Source organism: Nocardioides dokdonensis FR1436, from assembly GCF_001653335.1.
In the GTDB taxonomy this organism is placed as follows: domain Bacteria; phylum Actinomycetota; class Actinomycetes; order Propionibacteriales; family Nocardioidaceae; genus Nocardioides; species Nocardioides dokdonensis.
The window spans coordinates 2,586,063-2,604,684 of record NZ_CP015079.1; the positions used below are offsets into that span (position 1 = coordinate 2,586,063).

Annotated in this window: 17 protein-coding genes and 2 tRNA genes; 12 read left to right on the forward strand and 7 right to left on the reverse strand. The window is 71.8% G+C overall.

Going from position 1 to position 18,622, the window contains the following annotated elements; genetic code table 11:
* The first annotated feature begins 2 nt into the window (after positions 1–2).
* The 5 genes from I601_RS12250 to I601_RS12270 all read left to right on the forward strand — a co-directional run bounded on the left by I601_RS12250 (position 3) and on the right by I601_RS12270 (position 3,558).
* The gene (locus tag I601_RS12250; RefSeq protein WP_068110064.1) at positions 3–812 is read left to right on the forward strand and encodes a fumarylacetoacetate hydrolase family protein; all 810 of its coding nucleotides are present in this window, start codon (positions 3–5) and stop codon (positions 810–812) included.
* 26 nt (positions 813–838) lie between these two features.
* Complete coding sequence (gene gltX / locus I601_RS12255) at positions 839–2,296, forward strand: glutamate--tRNA ligase (RefSeq protein ID WP_237089390.1); 1,458 nt, start codon at positions 839–841, stop codon at positions 2,294–2,296.
* A gap of 11 nt (positions 2,297–2,307) precedes the next feature.
* Positions 2,308–3,270, forward strand: coding sequence for a CPBP family intramembrane glutamic endopeptidase (locus tag I601_RS12260; protein WP_237089391.1), 963 nt, complete (start codon positions 2,308–2,310; stop codon positions 3,268–3,270).
* 52 nt (positions 3,271–3,322) lie between these two features.
* Positions 3,323–3,394: transfer RNA gene (locus I601_RS12265), tRNA-Gln, on the forward strand.
* A gap of 88 nt (positions 3,395–3,482) precedes the next feature.
* Positions 3,483–3,558, forward strand: a tRNA-Glu gene (locus I601_RS12270).
* A 307-nt stretch (positions 3,559–3,865) separates the two neighbouring features.
* Here the strand turns inward: I601_RS12270 and I601_RS12275 are convergent.
* Positions 3,866–5,077 carry an LCP family protein gene (locus tag I601_RS12275; protein WP_068110071.1) on the reverse strand — a complete coding sequence of 404 codons (1,212 nt, stop codon included), beginning with the start codon at positions 5,075–5,077 and terminating at the stop codon, positions 3,866–3,868.
* Positions 5,078–5,201: 124 nt separating this feature from the next.
* Here I601_RS12275 and I601_RS12280 point away from each other — a divergent pair, with 124 nt between their 5' ends.
* Positions 5,202–6,713, forward strand: a complete 1,512-nt coding sequence (locus I601_RS12280) for a DNA-3-methyladenine glycosylase 2 (protein ID WP_068110074.1) — start codon at positions 5,202–5,204, stop codon at positions 6,711–6,713.
* Position 6,714: 1 nt separating this feature from the next.
* Positions 6,715–7,191: a methylated-DNA--[protein]-cysteine S-methyltransferase gene (locus I601_RS12285; RefSeq protein WP_068110077.1), complete on the forward strand. Its 477-nt coding sequence runs from the start codon at positions 6,715–6,717 to the stop codon at positions 7,189–7,191.
* Positions 7,192–7,203: 12 nt separating this feature from the next.
* Here the strand turns inward: I601_RS12285 and I601_RS12290 are convergent, their stop codons facing one another.
* Positions 7,204–7,929 (reverse strand): IclR family transcriptional regulator, encoded by a 726-nt coding sequence (locus I601_RS12290; RefSeq protein WP_068110079.1) that lies wholly within the window; start codon positions 7,927–7,929, stop codon positions 7,204–7,206.
* 189 nt (positions 7,930–8,118) lie between these two features.
* On the opposite strand from I601_RS12290, the gene leuC reads away from it, so the two are divergent.
* From leuC to I601_RS20840, 3 genes are all read left to right on the forward strand, one after another.
* Positions 8,119–9,519 (forward strand): 3-isopropylmalate dehydratase large subunit, encoded by a 1,401-nt coding sequence (leuC, locus tag I601_RS12295; RefSeq protein ID WP_068114827.1) that lies wholly within the window; start codon positions 8,119–8,121, stop codon positions 9,517–9,519.
* 16 nt (positions 9,520–9,535) lie between these two features.
* Positions 9,536–10,141 carry a 3-isopropylmalate dehydratase small subunit gene (leuD, locus tag I601_RS12300; protein ID WP_068114829.1) on the forward strand — a complete coding sequence of 202 codons (606 nt, stop codon included), beginning with the start codon at positions 9,536–9,538 and terminating at the stop codon, positions 10,139–10,141.
* Positions 10,142–10,262: 121 nt separating this feature from the next.
* Positions 10,263–11,060, forward strand: coding sequence for an HU family DNA-binding protein (locus tag I601_RS20840; RefSeq protein WP_084527535.1), 798 nt, complete (start codon positions 10,263–10,265; stop codon positions 11,058–11,060).
* A gap of 11 nt (positions 11,061–11,071) precedes the next feature.
* Here I601_RS20840 and cofC read toward each other — a convergent pair whose 3' ends face one another.
* Positions 11,072–11,770, reverse strand: a complete 699-nt coding sequence (gene cofC / locus I601_RS12310) for a 2-phospho-L-lactate guanylyltransferase (protein WP_068110084.1) — start codon at positions 11,768–11,770, stop codon at positions 11,072–11,074.
* A 99-nt stretch (positions 11,771–11,869) separates the two neighbouring features.
* Here cofC and I601_RS12315 point away from each other — a divergent pair, with 99 nt between their 5' ends.
* Together I601_RS12315 and I601_RS12320 are read left to right on the forward strand one after the other, a co-directional pair.
* A complete protein-coding gene (locus I601_RS12315; protein WP_068110087.1) occupies positions 11,870–12,625 on the forward strand; it encodes a lysophospholipid acyltransferase family protein in 756 nt (251 codons plus the stop codon).
* Positions 12,622–13,638: an NAD(P)H-dependent glycerol-3-phosphate dehydrogenase gene (locus I601_RS12320; RefSeq protein WP_068110089.1), complete on the forward strand. Its 1,017-nt coding sequence runs from the start codon at positions 12,622–12,624 to the stop codon at positions 13,636–13,638. The genes I601_RS12315 and I601_RS12320 overlap by 4 nt, the downstream gene beginning before the upstream one ends.
* A gap of 10 nt (positions 13,639–13,648) precedes the next feature.
* On the opposite strand, the gene I601_RS12325 is transcribed toward I601_RS12320, so the two are convergent.
* The 4 genes from I601_RS12325 to I601_RS12345 form a co-directional block, all read right to left on the reverse strand.
* A complete protein-coding gene (locus I601_RS12325; protein ID WP_157520125.1) occupies positions 13,649–14,575 on the reverse strand; it encodes a hypothetical protein in 927 nt (308 codons plus the stop codon).
* 337 nt (positions 14,576–14,912) lie between these two features.
* On the reverse strand, positions 14,913–16,157 hold the full coding sequence (locus I601_RS12335; protein WP_068107201.1) for a tyrosine-type recombinase/integrase: 1,245 nt from the start codon (positions 16,155–16,157) through the stop codon (positions 14,913–14,915).
* Positions 16,154–17,167, reverse strand: a complete 1,014-nt coding sequence (locus tag I601_RS12340) for a tyrosine-type recombinase/integrase (protein ID WP_218917660.1) — start codon at positions 17,165–17,167, stop codon at positions 16,154–16,156. Before I601_RS12340 ends, I601_RS12335 begins: the two co-directional genes overlap by 4 nt.
* Positions 17,168–17,497: 330 nt before the next feature.
* Positions 17,498–18,592, reverse strand: a complete 1,095-nt coding sequence (locus I601_RS12345) for a trans-sulfuration enzyme family protein (RefSeq protein ID WP_068110097.1) — start codon at positions 18,590–18,592, stop codon at positions 17,498–17,500.
* Positions 18,593–18,622: the final 30 nt, after the last annotated feature.

Consider the following 18,622-nt stretch of genomic DNA (forward strand, 5'->3'; position numbering starts at 1 on the left):
GAGTGCGCATTGCGAGATTCACCACTGGCGAGGACCCGCTCTACGGCGTGGTCACGGGCGAGATCGACGAGCTCGGGCAACCGAGCGAGGACAGCGTGGTCGTGGCCCTGGCCGGCGACCCGTTGTACGTCGGCGTGAAGCTGCTGGACCAGCAGTTCCGGCTGCCCGACGTGCGGCTGCTCGCGCCCGTGCTGCCGCGCAGCAAGGTGGTGGGCATCGGGCGCAACTACGCCGCCCACGCCGCGGAGATGGGCACCGAGGTGCCCGCCGAGCCGATGATGTTCCTCAAGCCCAACACCAGCGTGGTCGGGCCGAACGACCCGGTCTTCTACCCGCCGCAGACCCAGGACCTGCACTACGAGGGCGAGCTCGCCGTGGTGATCGGTCGGATCTGCCGGGACGTGCCGGTCGAGAAGGCCACCGACGTGATCCACGGCTACACGATCGCCAACGACGTGACGGCCCGCGACCTGCAGCGTCGCGACGGGCACTTCACGCGGGCCAAGGGGTTCGACTCCTTCTGCCCGCTGGGGCCCTGGGTCGAGACCGACCTGGACCCCCAGACGTTCAAGGACGGGGTGCGCCTGCAGACCCACCTCAACGGCGAGCTCGTGCAGGACGGCTCGACGGCCGACATGGTCTTCGACATCCCCACGCTGATCGCGCACGTCTCCAGCATCATGACGCTGCTCCCCGGCGACGTCATCCTCACCGGCACCCCCGAGGGCGTCGGTCCCATGCAGGTCGGTGACGAGGTCGAGATCTCGATCGACGGCCTCGGCACCCTCACGAACAAGGTGGCAACCCGATGAGCACCCCCGCTCCAGTCCGCGTCCGCATGGCTCCCTCCCCGACCGGGTCGCCGCACGTCGGGCTGGTCCGCACCGCGCTGTTCAACTGGGCCTTCGCCCGGAAGGCGGCGATCGAGGGCCGGGACGCCACCTTCGTCCTGCGCATCGAGGACACCGACAAGGAGCGCTCGACCGAGGAGTCCTACCAGGCGATCCTCGACCTGTTCCGCTGGGTCGGGCTCGACTGGGACGAGGGCGTCGAGAAGGGCGGTCCCTACGGCCCCTACCGCCAGTCCGAGCGCGGCGACCTCTACCGCGACGTGCTCGCCAAGCTGGCCGAGTCGTCGCACACCTACGAGTGCTTCTGCACCAACGACGAGGTCGACGCGCGGCGCAAGGCCTCCGGCTCCAAGGTGATGGGGTACGACGGCTTCTGCCGCGACCTCTCGGCCGAGCAGCGGGCCGCCTTCGAGGCCGAGGGGCGCGCGCCGCTGGTGCGCTTCCGGATGCCCGACGGCTCGATCACCTGGGACGACCTGGTGCGCGGCGACGTCACCTTCGACACCACCCACGTGCCCGACTTCGCACTGTGCCGCGCCAACGGCGACCCGCTCTACACGCTCACCGCGCCGGTGGACGACGCGACGATGCACATCACGCACGTGCTGCGCGGGGAGGACCTGCTCTCCTCGACCCCGCGCCAGATCGCGCTCTTCGAGGCGCTCAAGGCGATCGGCGTGGCCGACGTGACGCCCGCCTACGGGCACCTGCCCTACGTGATGGGCGAGGGCAACAAGAAGCTCTCCAAGCGCGACCCGCAGGCGCACGCCCTCGCCTACCGCGACCAGGGCTTCATCCCCGAGGGCCTGATGAACTACCTGGCGCTCCTGGGCTGGGCGATCGCGGCGGACCGCGACGTCTTCAGCCTCGAGGAGATGGCGCACGCCTTCGACATCAAGGACGTCAACCCCAACCCGGCGCGCTTCGACCTCAAGAAGGCCGACGCCATCAACACCTCGCAGATGCGGCTGCTGCCGGTCGAGGAGATCACCCACCGGGTGCTGCCGTTCCTCAAGGACGCCGGCGTCGTCTCCGACCCGGTCTCCGACGCCGACGCGCAGCTGCTCGAGCTGGCGATGCCGCTGATCGCCGAGCGGATCAACAAGCTCACCGAGGCCCCCGGGATGCTCGGTTTCCTGTTCGTGGACGAGGCCGACTTCAGCATCGACGAGGCCGACGCCGAGAAGCTGCTCACCGAGGACGGCCTCGCGGTCGTCCGGGCGGCGCTCGAGTCCGTGGAGGGGCTCGAGCAGTGGTCCACGGCGGCGATCCAGGAGGCCCTGACGCACAGCCTGGTGGAGACGATGGGGCTCAAGCCCCGCAACGCCTACGGCCCGGTCCGGGTGGCGATCTCGGGTCGCCGCGTGAGCCCCCCGCTCTTCGAGTCCATGGAGCTGCTGGGGCGCGAGCGCTCGCTCGCGCGGCTGCGCAGCGTCCTGGCCTGACGGTGGCGGGCGTGCAGGACCTGCCGGACCGCCTGCGCTACCACCAGCTCCTGCGGGCCGCGCCCCGCGGGCGCTGGTGGGCGCTGCTCGGGATCGCCGCCCTGGGGCTGGTGTTCGTCGTGGCCCAGACCCTCATCGCGATGGCCCTGGGCGCCTATCTCGTGCTCGGCGGTCTCGACCCCGGGACCGCGCTCGACCGGCTGAGCGGGCAGGGCGAGATCACGCCGGTCTTCCTCGTGCTGGTCAACCTCGGGTGGGCGGTGACGATCCCGCTGGCCCTGGGCATCGTCTGGGCCGTGCACGGGCTGCGGCCGGGCTGGCTCTCCTCGGTCGTGCCGCGGCTGCGCTGGGGCTGGCTGATGACCTGCTTCGGCCTGTCCCTGCTGGCACTGCTGGCGACGTTGGTGGTCTCGACCCTGGTGCCCGCCCAGGACAGCGTCGCCCTCACCGGCGGGCCCAACGACTTCACCTCGACGACCCGCGACTTCCTGCTCGTGGTGGTGCTCCTGACGCCGCTGCAGGCCGCGGGGGAGGAGTACGCCTTCCGGGGCTACCTCACCCAGGCCTTCGGTGGCTTCTTCGCCAACCCCCGGGTCTCGCTGGTGGCGGCCGTCGGCGTGCCGGCGCTGATCTTCGCGCTCGCGCACGGTGCCCAGGACCCGCCGATCTTCGTGGACCGGCTGGCCTTCGGCCTCGTGGCCGGCGTCCTGGTGGTGCTGACCGGGGGTCTCGAGGCCGGGATCGCGATGCACGTGCTCAACAACTTCCTCGCCTTCGGCATCGCCCTCGCCTTCAGCGACATGACCTCGGCGCTGAACCCCACCGGGGGCAGCTGGTGGAGCCTTCCGGTGACGCTCACGCAGAGCCTGGTCTACCTCGGCGTGGTGGTCTGGGTGGCCCGCAGGCGCGGGATCGCGACCACCACGGGGGTCGACCAGGTGGCCGTTTTGTCTGCCCGGCGCACCCGCGTGTAAGGTTTCGACCGTTCCTGAGGGAGGCCGCAAGGCGGCTCTCGGGACGCCCCATTGGGATATGGTGTAATTGGCAACACGACTGGTTCTGGTCCAGTTATTCTAGGTTCGAGTCCTAGTATCCCAGCGAGCAGCACGATTTTGTGCGGAAGTCGGCCTCGGCTAGAGTTCCGCACGTTGCTCTGGAGGGACCTCCGCGTCTCTCCGACTTGCATGCCCCCGTTGTGTAGCGGCCTAGCACGCTGCCCTCTCACGGCAGTAGCGCCGGTTCGAATCCGGTCGGGGGTACCACGCAGTTCAGCAGGCCCCAGCCCTCAGGCTGGGGCCTGCTGTGTCTCTCGCCGACCCGGCCCGGATCTCTCGCCGACCCGGCGCAAATCTCTCGCCGACCCGGCCCGGATCTCTCGCCGACCCGGCCCGATCCGCTCCCACCGCGGCGGTTGCACAGCAACCGTGTCCGCCCTGCGTCTGGTTGCTGACGCACCGCCCGACCGCGCGGATCTGCCGCGCTCCGCCCACACGTCGTCATCGCAGTGAGTGGCCGTCCCTTCTCGAGAGTCGCGAGATGTGGGCCGACTCGAGGAGCTGGGGGGACTGGTCAGGCGCAGAGACCGTTGGCGAGCGCCTCCGCCTTCTCGATCTCGCTGGGAGCCTTGCCCCCGCCGGACCCGGGGCTCGCGCTCGGGGAGCCGCTGGGGCCGCCCACCGGGTCGGCGGCGTTGATCGAGCCCTGCTTGAGCGAGGTGCTGAGCGGCTTGTCGCGCTTGATGCGGGTCCACAGCTTGCTGGCGTCCTCGGTCCACACCAGGCGGTTCGGGTCGGGCTCGTAGGTCTCGAAGGGCACGCTGATGAACTTGATGTCGCTCAGGCCGGTCTTGCGGAACTGCATGGCCAGGTCGGCCAGCTTGCTGAGGCTGTCCAGCTCGGCGTCCAGCGTCAGCGAGCCGGTGGCGGCCTTGAGGAAGGCGTAGACCCGGTCCGGACGGGTCAGCGTGCCGGCGGAGACGACCTTGTTGACCATGGAGGCGATGAAGGCCTGCTGGCGCTTCATCCGCCCGATGTCGGAGTTCGCGGAGAGCACCGTGCGCTCGCGGACGTACTTGAGCGCGTCGCCGCCGTCGAGGACCTGGGTGCCGGCGTCGAGGTAGATCTTGGTCTTGGGGTCGGCCACCGCCTTCGGCAGGCAGACCTCGACGCCGCCGACCGCGTCGACCATGTCGACGAAGCCGTTGAAGTCGACGGTGACGTAGTGGTCGATCAGCACCCCGGTCAGCTGTTCCAGCGTCTGCACGGTGCAGGCGGCCCCACCCTCGGCGAAGGCGGTGTTGAACATCGCGAGCTCGGCCCCGGGGATGGTGCTGCCGTCCTCGGCCATGCAGTCGGGGCGGTCGACGAGCGCATCGCGCGGCAACGAGACGCCGTACGCCTCCTGGCGGTCGGCCGAGACATGGATGAGCAGGGTGGTGTCGGAGCCGCCCCCGCCGGCCTCGCCGTCGATGCCGCACCCCTCGCAGCCCCGGTCGTCGGTGCCCAGCACCAGGATGTTCAGCGGCTCCTCGGGACCAGCGGTGTCGAGCTTGTCGGGGCGATCCATCAGCTGGGCCTCGATGTCCTGCACGTCGAGACCGGAGTCGAGCCGGTCGTAGGCGAACGCCACCGCGCCCGCCGTGATCAGCGCGAGGCACAGCTGGGTGACCAGGACGACCCGGAGCACCGTGCGCCGGTGCGGCCGATCGGGGTCGGCGCCGCGGCGCCGACCCGGGCGTGGAGCGGGCGGCTCGCTGCGGCGGGATGTCGGCTCGTCGTTCACGAACCGATTCTCCCTGACCCATGGTGATCTGCGCGACACCCGCAGCCACCCCCGGCTGGCGAGGTTCGGCCGCGGTGTCCGATTCCCGCCAGTCACCGCTGGGGCGGTGGGGGAGGATGGGGCCATGACGACGCGAGCGGAGCCCCGGACCCGGCTGGACGCCGAGTCCTGCTACGCCGCGGTCAAGGCCCGCGACCGGCGCTTCGACGGCCTCTTCTGGACGGCGGTGCGGACCACGGGCATCTACTGCCGCCCCTCCTGCCCGGCGCGGACCCCGGCCGCCGGCAACGTCACCTTCCACCCCAGCGCCGCCGCGGCCCAGGGCGCCGGCTACCGCGCCTGCAAGCGGTGCCTGCCGGACGCGACCCCGGGCAGCCCGGGGTGGGACGTCGCGGCCGGGGTCGCGGGACGCGCGATGCGCCTGGTCGGCGACGGGGTCGTCGACCGTGAGGGCGTCGACGGCCTGGCTCGGCGGCTCGGGTACAGCCCCCGCCACCTCGCCCGGGTGCTGACCGCCGAGCTGGGCGCTGGCCCGCTCGCGCTGGCCCGGGCCCGTCGGGCCCAGACGGCGCGGGTGCTGATCGAGACCACCGACCTGCCGCTGACCGAGGTCGCCTTCGCCGCCGGCTTCGCGAGCGTGCGCCAGTTCAACCAGACCGTCCGTGAGGTGTACGCCGTGACACCCACGCAGCTGCGCGGGCGCCGGACCGCGGCCCCGACGACCGGCGAGATCTCGCTGCGGCTCGCGGTGCGCACCCCGTTCGCCGGCCAGGCGCTCCTGTCCTTCCTGGCCTACCACCTGGTGCCGGGCGTCGAGACCGCCGGCGCAGGGTTCTACGCCCGCACCCTCGACCTGCCGCACGGCCCCGGCACCGTGCGGCTCGAGCTCGACCCTGCCCTCGACGAGGTCCCGGGCGGGGGAGTAGCCCTGCTGACGGCACGCTTCCGGCTCACCGACCTGCGCGACACCGCCGCGGCGGTGGAGCGGGTCCGTCGCCTCGTCGACGCCGACTGCGACCCGCTGCCGGTCGCCGAGCACCTCGGCGCCGATCCCGTCCTGGGCCCTCTCGCCCGGGCGCTGCCGGGCCTGCGCCTGCCCGGCCAGGTCGACGGTGACGAGACCGCGGTGCGCACCGTCGTCGGCCAGCAGGTCTCGGTCACCGGGGCCCGGACCGTCGGCGGCCGGATCGTCGCCGCCCACGGTCGTCCCGTCGAGACCGGGGAGCCCGGTCTGACCCACCTCTTCCCCGACGCCGCGACCCTGGCGGAGGTCGATCCCGAGACCCTGCCGATGCCGCGGGCGCGCGGCCGCGCACTCGTCGGGCTGAGCGCAGCCCTGGCCCGCGGGGACATCGCGCTGGACCGGGGGCCCCAGCGTGACCAGGTGCGGGCCGCGATGGTCGCGCTGCCCGGGATCGGTCCCTGGACCGCCGACTACGTGGCGATGCGGGCCCTGGGCCACCCCGACGTGTTCCTGCCCACCGACCTCGGCGTGCGCACGGCCCTGAAGCGTCTGGGCCAGGAGCCCGCCGTCGCGATCGCCCGCGCCCCGGAGTGGAGCCCGTGGCGCTCCTACGCCCTGATGCACCTGTGGCAGACCCTGATGCCCGCCCCACCGACGACGGAGGACGACTGAGATGTGGACCGAGACCGAGAGTCCGATCGGGCCGCTGCGCCTGGTCGAGCGCGACGGCGCCCTGAGCGCGATCGAGTTCTCGCCCTACCGCGAGGAGGCCTGCCCCACGCAGGAGCGCCAGGACGACCACCCGCTGCTGCTGGAGACCGCCCGCCAGCTCGCGGCGTACTTCGCGGGAGAGCGGCGCGACTTCGACCTGCCGCTCGCGCCGGTGGGCAGCGACTTCCAGCAGCGGGTGTGGGCCCAGCTCCAGGAGATCGGCTTCGGTGAGACCGCGTCGTACGGGCAGGTCGCGCTGCGCCTCGGCATGACCAACGCCGCGTCGCGCGCGGTCGGGCTGGCCAACGGGCGCAACCCGATCCCGGTGGTGATCCCGTGCCACCGGGTCATCGGTGCCAACGGCACCCTCACCGGGTACGCCGGGGGGTTGGAGCGCAAGCAGCTGCTGCTCAGCCTGGAGCAGCACTCCTTGTTCTGAGCCGGCTGCTGCTCAGGCGCTCTCGGCGGCGGCGCGGCGCAACGACTCCGAGAGCCGCTCGGCCGCGGCGAGGACGGCGGGCGCGTGCATCCGACCGGGCTGGCGCGAGAGCCGCTCGAGGGGTCCGGACACGGAGACCGCGGCGATGATCTTGCCGCTGGGGGAGCGCACGGGGGCGGAGACCGAGGCCACGCCCTGCTCCCGCTCACCGACGGACTGGGCCCACCCGCGGCGACGGATGCCGGAGAGTGCGGCGGCGGAGAAGGCGGCGTTCTGCAGCCCGCGCTGCATCCGCTCGGGGTCCTCCCAGGCCAGCAGCACCTGGGCAGCGGACCCGGCGCGCATGGTCACCTGCGAGCCGACCGGGATGGTGTCGCGCAGTCCTGAGGGGCGCTCGGCGGCGGCGACGCACACGCGGTGCTCGCCCTGGCGCCGCCAGAGCTGGGCGGACTCGCCGGTGATGTCGCGCAACCGGGCGAGCACGGGGCCGGCGGTGGCCAGCAGGCGGTCCTCGCCGGCAGCGGCGGACAGCTCGGCCAGGCGTGGGCCCAGCACGAAGCGTCCCTGCATGTCGCGGGCGACCAGCCGGTGGTGCTCGAGGGCCACCGCCAGACGGTGCGCCGTGGGGCGCGCGAGCCCCGTTGCGGTCACGAGCCCGGCCAAGGTCGCCGGTCCCGCCTCGAGCGCGGTCAGCACGATGGCCGCCTTGTCGAGAACTCCCACTCCACTCGTGTCCATATGCCAATACTCGCGTCTCAGAAGATGGGATGCAAGTCCTGTGACCCACTCCTCACCACGCGGAGCGCTGGGGGTTTCGCGCGCTTGAATCTCGAACTGTGAGAACCGAGTCTCACGAGGTGGGATCGACGACGTAGGGTTCCTCCTGTCGCAACGACGTCCACGAACCCGTCATGAATGGAGCACGTCATGGGCAGGACCCTGTCGGAGAAGGTGTGGGACGAGCATGTCGTCCGCTCGACCGCGGGAGAGCCGGACCTGCTCTACATCGACCTCCACCTCATCCACGAGGTCACCTCGCCGCAGGCCTTCGACGGTCTGCGCCTGGCCGGTCGCCCGGTGCGTCGTCCCGACCTCACGCTGGCCACTGAGGACCACAACGTCCCGACCCTCGACTGGGACAAGCCGATCGCGGACCCCGTGTCGCGCACCCAGGTCGAGACCCTGCGGCGCAACGCCGAGGAGTTCGGCGTGCGCCTGCACCCCCTGGGCGACATCGACCAGGGCATCGTGCACGTCGTCGGCCCGCAGCTGGGCCTGACCCAGCCGGGCATGACGATCGTCTGCGGCGACAGCCACACCAGCACCCACGGCGCCTTCGGCGCCATCGCGTTCGGCATCGGCACCTCCGAGGTCGAGCACGTCCTCGCCACCCAGACCCTGATGCAGGCCAAGCCCAAGACGATGGCGGTCACCATCAACGGCAGCCTCTCCGAGGGCGTCACCGCCAAGGACATGGTGCTGAACCTGATCGCCCACACCGGCACCGGTGGCGGGCAGGGCTACATCGTCGAGTACCGCGGCCAGGCCATCGAGGAGCTCTCGATGGAGGCCCGGATGACGGTGTGCAACATGAGCATCGAGTGGGGCGCCAAGGCGGGCCTGATCGCTCCCGACCAGACGACCTTCGACTACATCGAGGGCCGCCCCGAGGCGCCCAAGGGCGCCGACTGGGACGCGGCCGTCGAGCACTGGACGAGCCTGCGCAGCGACGACGACGCGACGTACGACGCCGAGATCGTGCTGGACGCCTCCACGATGACGCCGTTCGTCACCTGGGGCACCAATCCCGGCCAGGGCGTCCCCCTGGGGGCCTCGGTGCCGCACCCGGACGACTTCGACGAGCCGTCGGACCGCGTCGCCGCGGAAAAGGCGCTCACCTACATGCAGCTGGTCGCCGGCACGCCGATGCGCGAGGTCAGCGTCGACACCGTCTTCATCGGCTCCTGCACCAACGGACGCATCGAGGACCTGCGGCTGGCGGCCGAGGTCATCCAGGGCCGCACCGTGGCCGCGGACACCCGTCTGCTCGTCGTCCCCGGCTCGGTCCGGGTCCGCCTGCAGGCCGAGGCCGAGGGGCTCGACGTCATCTTCAAGGAGGCCGGCGGGGAGTGGCGCGGAGCGGGCTGCTCGATGTGCCTGGGCATGAACCCCGACACGCTGGCCCCGGGTGAGCGCAGCGCGTCCACCTCGAACCGCAACTTCGAGGGCCGGCAGGGCAAGGGCGGGCTGACCCACCTCGTCTCCGTGCCCGTCGCTGCCGCGACCGCCGTGCGCGGCACCCTGTCCTCGCCCGCGGACCTGGACTGAGACGAGAGAGATGACCATGGACAAGTTCACCAGCCACACCGGCATCGGCGTCCCCCTGCGACGCAGCAACGTCGACACCGACCAGATCATCCCCGCGGTCTACCTCAAGCGCGTCACCCGCACCGGCTTCGAGGACGGTCTCTTCGCCGCCTGGCGCAACGACCCCGAGTTCGTGCTCAACGACCCGGTCTACTCGCAGGGCACCGTGCTGGTCGCGGGCCCCGACTTCGGCACCGGCTCCTCGCGTGAGCACGCCGTGTGGGCCCTGCAGAACTACGGCTTCAGGGCCGTCATCTCGTCGCGCTTCGCCGACATCTTCCGGAGCAACTCCGGCAAGGCCGGCCTGCTGGCAGCCCAGGTGGACGAGAAGGTCCTGCAGCAGCTGTGGGACCTCCTGGACTCGGACCCCGGAGCCGCGATCACCGTCGACCTCGAGTCGCGGACCGTGCGTGCCGGTGAGGGTGCGGACGCCATCGAGGAGTCCTTCGACATCGACGACTACACCCGGTGGCGCCTGCTCGAGGGCCTCGACGACGTCGGCATCACGCTGAGCCACGACGAGCTGATCGGCTCCTTCGAGAAGGACCGTCCGGCCTGGAAGCCGGTCACGATCCACTCCTGAGCGGTCTGGTTCTCCAGCGCTTTCCCGGCGTGGTCGTTGTGGCGCAGCCCACATTTCCCTACCGTGCTTGGAACATCGCGCAGCGTGCCTCGCTGTCGAGGTCAGGTGAAGGGGAACCGGAGTGAACAAGTCTCAGCTCATCGACGCGCTCGCAGCGCGCTACGAGGGGAACAGGAAGGCGGCCGCGCACGCGCTCGAGTCGGTCCTCGACACGATCACGCGTGAGGTCTCGAAGGGCGAGAAGGTCGCCATCACCGGCTTCGGCTCCTTCGAGAAGCGCATCAGGGACGCTCGCTGGGTGCGCAACCCGCGCACCGGCGAGAAGATCAAGGCCAAGAAGACCGCCGTCCCGAAGTTCACCCCGGGCGCGAATCTGAAGGGCGTCGTCTCGGGGGCCAAGAAGCTGCCGAAGCTCACCGTCGCGGCCGCGACGGCCCCGGCGGCGATGGCGGCCGGAGCGGTCAAGAAGGCCACCCCGGGTGGTCGCGCGACTGCGAAGAAGGCACCTGCCACGAAGGCGTCCACCACGACGTCGGCACCGGCCAAGAAGTCCGCGGCCAAGAAGGCGCCCGCCAAGAAGGCGCCTGCCAAGAAGGCCCCCGCGAAGAAGGCTGCTGCCGCGAAGGCCCCGGCCAAGAAGGCTCCCGCGAAGAAGGCGCCGGCGAAGAAGGCTGCTGCCACGAAGGCCCCGGCCAAGAAGGCTCCTGCGAAGAAGGCGACTGCCACCAAGACGGCAGCGAAGAAGGCGCCGGCAAAGCAGGCGCCGGCGAAGAAGGCTGCTGCCACCAAGGCTCCCGCCAAGAAGGCCCCGGCGAAGAAGGCCCCGGCCAAGAAGGCCGCGAGCAGCAACGGCTCGTCCAGCACCACCTCGTCCAGCACCACCTCGTCGGGCAACGGGGGCTCGTCCTCGTCGTCCTGACCAGGAAGGGCTCAGAACAGGCGGAGGGCCGCCACGACCTCGGTCGTGCGCGGCCCCAGCCCGAGGGCGACGGCCGCCTGCAGGTCGACCAGGTCGTCGACGTCGTGGCGCAGGGTGAGCGGCGCGTCCGCGAGCTCCGCGCAGCCGGCGTCGAGGTGGGCGTGGCGCGACGGGCCGCCGTACCTCGGCTCGAACGACGCGTGCGGTGCGGCGTAGAGGGTGGTGCCCACGCCGGCGGCGTCGGGGACGAAGGCCGCGGCGGGTGCGCCGGGCGCGCCGATCCTCGCCAGTGCGGTCGCGAGGTCGGCGGCCCGCAGGGACGGCAGGTCCGCGCACAGGGCGACCGGGCGCAGGTCGGGCCAGCGTCGTCGCGCCTCGGCGGCGCTCTGGCGCAGCGTGGCGTTGAGGTCCCCCGACGCGCCGTCGGGCAGGCAGCTGGCACCCAGGGCGCCCAGCGAGGCGGCGAAGCCCGCGTCGTCGGTCACCACCAGCACCCGCGCCACGCCCGGCGCCGCGAGGCAGGCTGCGACCGTGTCGAGCGCGAAGGCAGCGGCCAGCTCGCGCCGTGCGTCGTCGTCGAGGCCCAGCAACCGCGACTTGCCGCGGGCGGGCGGCTTCACGGGCACCAGCACGACCCACTCCCCGGCCGGGTGCGGGACCGGGGGCTGCTCGTCGTCGGGGGAGGGGGCGGCGTGCTCATCGCGGTGCATCCTCTCAGGCGTCGCTGCCCGCGGTGGAGGACGGCTGCTAGTAGCCTGCAGATCGACGTCGCGGGCGGCCCGCTCCGACACGGGAGACGAGGGAGTCGTGTGAGCGTTCGCGAGGTGCAGGAACCCCGCGGTTGGGCGTGGCGGATCGCGGTGGCGATCGTGAAACCGCCGCTGCTGGCCACGACCCGTCCGGACTGGCGCGGCGGCGAGCACATCCCCGCCTCAGGCGGCTTCGTGCTCGTGCTCAACCACATCTCGCACGTCGACCCCTTCACGGCGGCTCACCTGGTCCACGGCCACGGGCGGCTCCCGCGCTACCTCGCCAAGGCGGACCTCTTCAAGCACCCGCTGCTGCGCCGCTTCCTCCACGCGCTCGGTCAGATCCCGGTGCACCGCGCGAGCAGCACGGCCGCCGGGGCGTACGCCGCCGCGGTCGCGGCCGTGCGCCGCGGCGAGTGCGTCGTGGTCTACCCCGAGGGCACCATCACCCGCGACCCCGGGCTGTGGCCGATGCGCGGCAAGTCCGGCGCGGCCCGGATCGCGCTCGCGACCGGTTGCCCGGTGGTCCCGGTCGGCCAGTGGGGCGCCCAGCACCTGCTGGCGCCGTACGCCAAGCGGCCGCACCTCCTGCCCCCGCGCAAGCGGATCTCGATGCTGGTCGGCGAGCCGGTCGACCTGTCGGACCTCGTCACCGACCCGGGGGCGCCGACGTCCCCCGCGGCCGTCTCGGCGGCGACGGACCGGATCATGGCCCGGATCACCGGGCTCGTCGAGCAGATCCGCGGCGAGCAGGCTCCCGCTGAACGCTTCGACATGCGCCGCATGCACGACCACGACCGGAAGGACTCCGCATGACCTCCGCACCGCACGGCAAGGTGGCCGTCTTCAGTGCAGGTTCCTGGGGGACCGCCTTCTCGATCGTGCTGGCCGACGCCGGCAACGACGTCACCCTGTGGGCGCGGCGTCCCGAGGTCGCCGACGCCATCAACGCCCGGCACGAGAACGTCGACTACCTGCCCGGCATCGAGCTGCCGCCGAACGTCGACGCGACCACCGACGCCGAGAAGGCGCTGCACGGCGCCGACGTGGTCGTGCTGGCCACGCCGTCGCAGACGCTGCGCGAGAACCTCACCGAGTGGGCGCCCCACATCGAGGACGACGCGGTCATCGTCTCGCTGATGAAGGGCGTCGAGCTCGGCAGCCTGAACCGGATGAGCGAGGTGATCCACCAGGTCACCGGCGCCGGTCCGGAGCGCATCGCCGTCATCAGTGGACCCAACCTCGCCAAGGAGATCGCGCGCCGCGAGCCTGCGGCCTCCGTGGTGGCCTGCGCCGACGAGGAGGTCGCCAAGCGCCTCCAGCAGCGCTGCCACTCGCCGGCGTTCCGGCCCTACACCTCGGTCGACGTGCTGGGCTGCGAGCTCGGTGGCGCCTACAAGAACGTCGTCGGCCTCGCGGTCGGCATGGCGGTCGGCCTGGGCTTCGGTGACAACACCACCGCCTCGATCATCACCCGCGGCCTCGCCGAGACCGCCCGGCTCGCGATGAAGCTGGGCGCCAACCCGCTGACCCTGATGGGCCTGGCCGGCCTCGGCGACCTCGTGGCCACCTGCTCCTCGCCGCTCTCGCGCAACCGCTCGTTCGGCGAGAAGCTGGGTCAGGGCATGACCACCGAGGAGATCTACGCCAGCACCCGCCAGGTCGCGGAGGGTGCGAAGTCGTGCTCGTCGCTGCGGGCGCTCGCCGAGCAGTACGGCTGCGACGCCCCGGTCGCGCGGTACGTCGACGAGGTCGTCGCCGGCACCATGACCGCCCAGGACATGATGGACGCCGTCCTGGCGCGGGACACGAAGGCTGAGACTGACTGAGCGCGCAGCGTCAGGGGTGCGTCACCTCTGCGCACCCGGCGCCGTGGTCCTGCTCCAACCGCTTGCCGATCGCGCCGGTGTCGAAGAAGCAGTCACCGTCGCTGATCGACGCGAGCAGCGTCCGACCGCTCTGCACGTCGTACCACGCGTCCTGGACCCCACCGAGCGACCGGAGGTGCCGGCCCACGACGGCTGAGGCCTCCTCGGGTGACGTGTCGGCGGGCAGCCGCACCTCCGCGAAGTCGTCGTACAGGCGGACCGTGGCGCCGTCGGGGAGGCCGTCGCCGAGCTCGTCGAAGAGGGCGAGCACCTCGGTGCCGGGGAACGCCTCGTCAGCACTGACCAGCCATCCGGACCGGCCGCCGCTCTGCACGCGCCAGCCGGCGTCCGGGATGTCGGCGTGCTCCGTCTCGAGCGTCGCGAGCTTCTCCAGCACGCTCTCGCGGCCCGGCTCCTCGACCGCCACGCTGAAGGTGGTGAACACGTGTGGCTCCTTCGAGACGTCCTGGGTGTTGATGTCCGCGCGGACCTTCCCGCCGGGCAGCACGGCGACGGCCTGCACGGCGGCCTCCTGGACCGCAGTGACGTCCGCCTCCGGCTCGAAGCTGCGCAGGTGCAGGACGTCACCACCGACCCGGACGTCCAGGTCGCCCTCCTCGGCGCGGTGGGTGTCGGCGAAGGCGGCGTAGGTCGTGGCGACGACCTCGGTGACCTGGTCGGCGTCGGCATCCTTCGACATCGCGACCTGCAGCTGCAGCTTGCCGGAGTCGAGGGTCACCGGCTCCGTGTAGTCGAGGGTCGCCTTCGAGACCCCGGGCAGTGCCGCCAGCTGGTCGCGCAGGGCCTCGGCGTCGCTCTGGTGGCTCGGCCCCGCGCAGGCGGCGAGCAACGGCAAGGAGAGGGCGGCGAGGCCCACGAGCACAGCGGTGCGTGTCATGGCTGCAGCCTGGCCTGTCGGCGTCGGTGTGCGCGTGAGTCGGCGTACTCAACGGGCTGTCCACAGATCCACCACCCCTGAGCTGGGGCACTGCGACACCGCCGGCGCGGTCCTCGCCCACGCCCGCTCCTCACGCGCAGCCCGCGACCGGGCCGCGGTCGACCTGTACGAGGCCACCGTGGCGTGGGCCGTCATGCACTCCACTTTCGACGACCGTCAGGCGGCCGTGCTGCCCGGCACCGACATGATGATCGAGCTCGCCGGTCTCGGAGCCCCGAAGGTCAGTAGCGAAGCGGTGCCCGCTCTTCGGCATTATGCACAGGATCGGGGCGGTCGCTCATGATGCTTCGCCTTCCGTGAGGCCGGTGAGGAGCTGGCCGAAGAGGTCGGCGCGGTGGTGTTGGCCCTTCTTCTCGGCGTCGTCGTGCTGGGCCTGGAGTGTGGGTCGGAACTCGATGCTGGTCTGGAAGAAGCTGCAGTTCTCGCAGATCGACTCGAAGGCGCAGTCCAGCTCGGCGGGGCGGGTGCAGTGGCCGTTGCCGAGGAGTCGGTGGTGCTCGCGGCGCAGCCGGGCCATTTTGGGTCCGATGGCGTCGGCGGGCAGCGGTTCGGTCTTGGCGTAGAGGGCGTCGACCTGGTCGGTGACGGCGAAGTACTCATCGGCCACGGTGCGGTTGGCGATCTTGGCGTAGCGCAGCGTCATGTCCATGCTGCGGTGGCCGAGCATCGCTGCGATCGCCTCCAGCGACATGCCGCGGTTGATGGCCTGGGTGGCCAGGGTGTGTCGCAGCTGGTGGGGGTGGATGTGCGCCAATCCGGCTGCGGTGCCGGCCTTGTTGATGAACCTGGTGACGGTGTGGCGGTCCAACGCTCGCCCGTTCTCCCGGGGCAGCAGCAGCGGGTGTTCGGCGGGCACGTGAGCGGTGCGGTACTGCTCGATGAGAACCACCAGGTGTGGGTGCAGCGGCAGGTAGCGGTCCTCGCGCAGCTTGCCGACCGGGACGTGCAGCCAGGGTGCGGCGCCGATCTGGACCACCGCGTCGGCAGACAGCGCGGTGAACTCGCTGACCCGCAGCCCGGTGCGCAGGAGCACCTCGATGGTGACGCGGACCAGCAGCCGGGGCTCGGCCTGGGCGGCGCGGAGCAGCTTCGCGGCCGCGGCATCGTCGAGCGCCTTGGGCAACGGATGGTCCTGGCGGGGCAGGTCGCCGGGGAACATCGGCACCCGTGGTGGTGCCTGGTCCCAGCCCCACTCATCGATGCGGACGAAGAACATCCGCAGTGTGCCGAGCCGGTGTGCCAGGGTCGCGATGGTGACCCGGTCCTTGTTCTGGCCCGGACGGGCCGCCAGCCAGGGCTTGTAGTCCTCGACGTGGCGCCGGGTGACCTGGGCGATGCTGGTGACCTCCGGGGCGGCCTCGACCAAGTACGCAGCGAACGAGCGCAGCGCCAGGTCGGCGCCAGCGACGCTGCCTGGGCGCAGCACGCATCCGAGCTGCTCCAGGTAGCGCCGCATCGTGGCCACCACCTGCGGGCGCACGCCCAGCTCCTCCCAGGTCGGCAGCAGCAGCGGCCCGCTCACCGGGTGCTCCCACCGGTGGGGTCCTGGTGCCCGGCGTAGAGCTGGGCGTCGAGGACCTCAGCGGCCTTGCGGTACTGCGCCGCGAGCCAGTCATCGGCCAGGTGCAGGTAGATCCGGGTGGACTCGATCGAGGCGTGTCCGGCCTGGGCCTGGACCGCCTCCAGTGCCATCCCGGCCTCGCGGAGCCGGGTCAGGCAGGTGTGGCGCAGCTCGTGGCAGGTCGCGTGCGCCAACCCTGCCCGCCGCTTGGCGCCGGCGAGGACCTCGTCCAGCCCGCGTACCGACAACGCGCGACCGCGGGTGGGCCCCTTGAGGACCACGAAGACCCGGTCGGTGTCCGCATCGGCTGGGCGTTCGGTGTCCAGGTAGGCCGCGAGGGTGGCGAAGAAGCGCGATGAGACCGGCACCAGCCGCTGGTGGCCGCCCTTGCCGTCGGCGATGAACACCCGCCGTTCCGCGACCCGCAGGTCCTCCAGCCGCAGCCCCAGGACCTCGCAGCGCCGCAGCCCACCGAACACCATCGCCGCGACCATCGCCCGGTCGCGGTGCGTGCGCAGCGCGGCGGTGAGCTGGTCAACCTCGAGGGGAGTCAGGATGCGCGGCAACCGACGCGTGCGCCGGGTCAGCGGCACCCCCTGCCCCGGACGCGAGCGTTCCCTCCGCGTGGGCAGACCGCGCGGTACCGGGTTCGCGGTGATGTCACCACGAGCCTGCAGATAGGCGAAGAACCCCGAGATGATCGACAACCTCCGCGCCACCGTGCTCATCGACACCCCCACCGTGCCGTCGTCCTCACCGACCGGCTGCAGCGCCTCGGTGCTGGTGCGACCGGTGCGCTGAGCGGTGATGAAACCGAGCACGTCGCAGGCACGGACCTCGTGGGCCGGCTTGGCCACCACCGCGAAGAACACCCGCAGGTCATAGGCCGCAGCCAGCACCGTGTTCGGTCTACACCGCCCCTCCAGGAACTCCAGGTAGTCATCGACCAGCGGCACCCCGAGCCGGGCCACCACCTGCCCCGACGGCCCTCGAGAACGGATCAGACACGGATCGAGCAGCGACATCTCGGGGCCTCCAGCTCCGTCGACAGGCAGCCACAACGGCTGGTCGAAATGTCCTGCTGGATCACGTGCATAACAAGCACGAGCGGATGGTGCGAGGGCTTCGTAGTCGGAAGGACCGAACGGCCTTGGCGTCGACGGGCCCCCGCCTGGCGGCTCCCCCTCGAGGGGTCTTCGGTCCTTCCGGCTACGGCGCGACCGACCGGGACGGCGACCAGGGAGCCCTCTGTGTCGACGTGTCCGCTGCGACGAACGTCTGAGACGCGGACCCCGCTCAGGTCAGCTGGCGCCGGGCACCGTCAGGTCGTCCAGGGCGCCGGCGAGGTCGGCCCAGAGGTCCTCGACGTCCTCGACGCCGACCGAGAGCCGCACCAGCGCGTCGGAGACGGTGGCGGACTCGGTCTTCCACCGGCGACGCCGCTCGAAGGTGGACTCGACGCCGCCGAGGCTCGTGGTGTGCACCCACAGGCGGGTCTTGCGGGTGAGCAGGTCGGCGGCCAGCGCGCCACCGGCGAGCTCGACCGAGACGATCGCCCCGAAGCCGGGGTAGCGCACGAGCTCGACCGCCGGGTGCTCGCGCAGCCGGCTCACCAGCTCGGCGGCGTTGGCGGTGGCGCGCTCGACGCGCAGGTGCAGGGTGCGCATGCCCCGCAGCGCGAGCCATGCCTCCATGGTCCCGGGCACCGAGCCGAAGAGGTCGCGCCGACCCTTGAGGACACCGGCGAGGGTCTCGTCGTTGGTCACCAGCGCACCGAGCAGGAGGTCGCTGTGCCCACCGAGGTACTTCGTGGCCGAGTGCACGACGATGTCGGCGCCGTCGGCCAGCGGGGTCTGCACCAGGGGAGTGGCGAAGGTGTTGTCGACGACCACGTAGGCGCCGGCCGCGTGCGCAGCCTCGGCGATGCGGCGTACGTCGGCCACGTCGAGGTTCGGGTTGGTGGGCGTCTCGATCCACACCAGGGCCGCGTCGTCGCAGGCGGCCACGACGGCGTCGGTGTCCGCGACGTCGACGAGCAGGCTGCGCACCCGGCCGCGCATCTCGAGGTCGGCCAGCTGGCCCAGGGTGCCGTTGTAGGCGCTGTCCGGGGCCACGACGAGCGCGCCGTGGCCGACCAGGTCGAGCACCGTCGCGACCGCGGCCAGGCCCGAGGAGAAGGCCAGCGCGGTGCCGCCCTCGAGCTCACCCAGGGCCTCCTCGAACGCCTGCCAGGTCGGGTTGCCGTAGCGGCCGTACTCGCGATCGCCGAGCGCCACGAAGGTCGAGGCCATCGTCAACGGGTGGTTCAACGGCTGGTCGGGCTCGTGGGGCGGACGGCCCGCCGTCACCGCGACGGTGGACGGGCGGAGTGCAGCGGGCAGGGAGTCGTCGGCCATGCCCACACACTAAGGTGACGGGCCATGACC

Coding starts and splice junctions, on each gene's coding strand:
- gltX (WP_237089390.1), top strand. CDS start 839: ATGGCTCCCTCCCCGACCGGGTCGCCGCACGTCGGGCTGGTCCGCACC.
- I601_RS12280 (WP_068110074.1), top strand. CDS start 5,202: ATGACGACGCGAGCGGAGCCCCGGACCCGGCTGGACGCCGAGTCCTGC.
- I601_RS12285 (WP_068110077.1), top strand. CDS start 6,715: ATGTGGACCGAGACCGAGAGTCCGATCGGGCCGCTGCGCCTGGTCGAG.
- I601_RS12290 (WP_068110079.1), bottom strand. CDS start 7,929: ATGGACACGAGTGGAGTGGGAGTTCTCGACAAGGCGGCCATCGTGCTG.
- leuC (WP_068114827.1), top strand. CDS start 8,119: ATGGGCAGGACCCTGTCGGAGAAGGTGTGGGACGAGCATGTCGTCCGC.
- leuD (WP_068114829.1), top strand. CDS start 9,536: ATGGACAAGTTCACCAGCCACACCGGCATCGGCGTCCCCCTGCGACGC.
- cofC (WP_068110084.1), bottom strand. CDS start 11,770: ATGCACCGCGATGAGCACGCCGCCCCCTCCCCCGACGACGAGCAGCCC.
- I601_RS12320 (WP_068110089.1), top strand. CDS start 12,622: ATGACCTCCGCACCGCACGGCAAGGTGGCCGTCTTCAGTGCAGGTTCC.
- I601_RS12325 (WP_157520125.1), bottom strand. CDS start 14,575: ATGACACGCACCGCTGTGCTCGTGGGCCTCGCCGCCCTCTCCTTGCCG.
- I601_RS12345 (WP_068110097.1), bottom strand. CDS start 18,592: ATGGCCGACGACTCCCTGCCCGCTGCACTCCGCCCGTCCACCGTCGCG.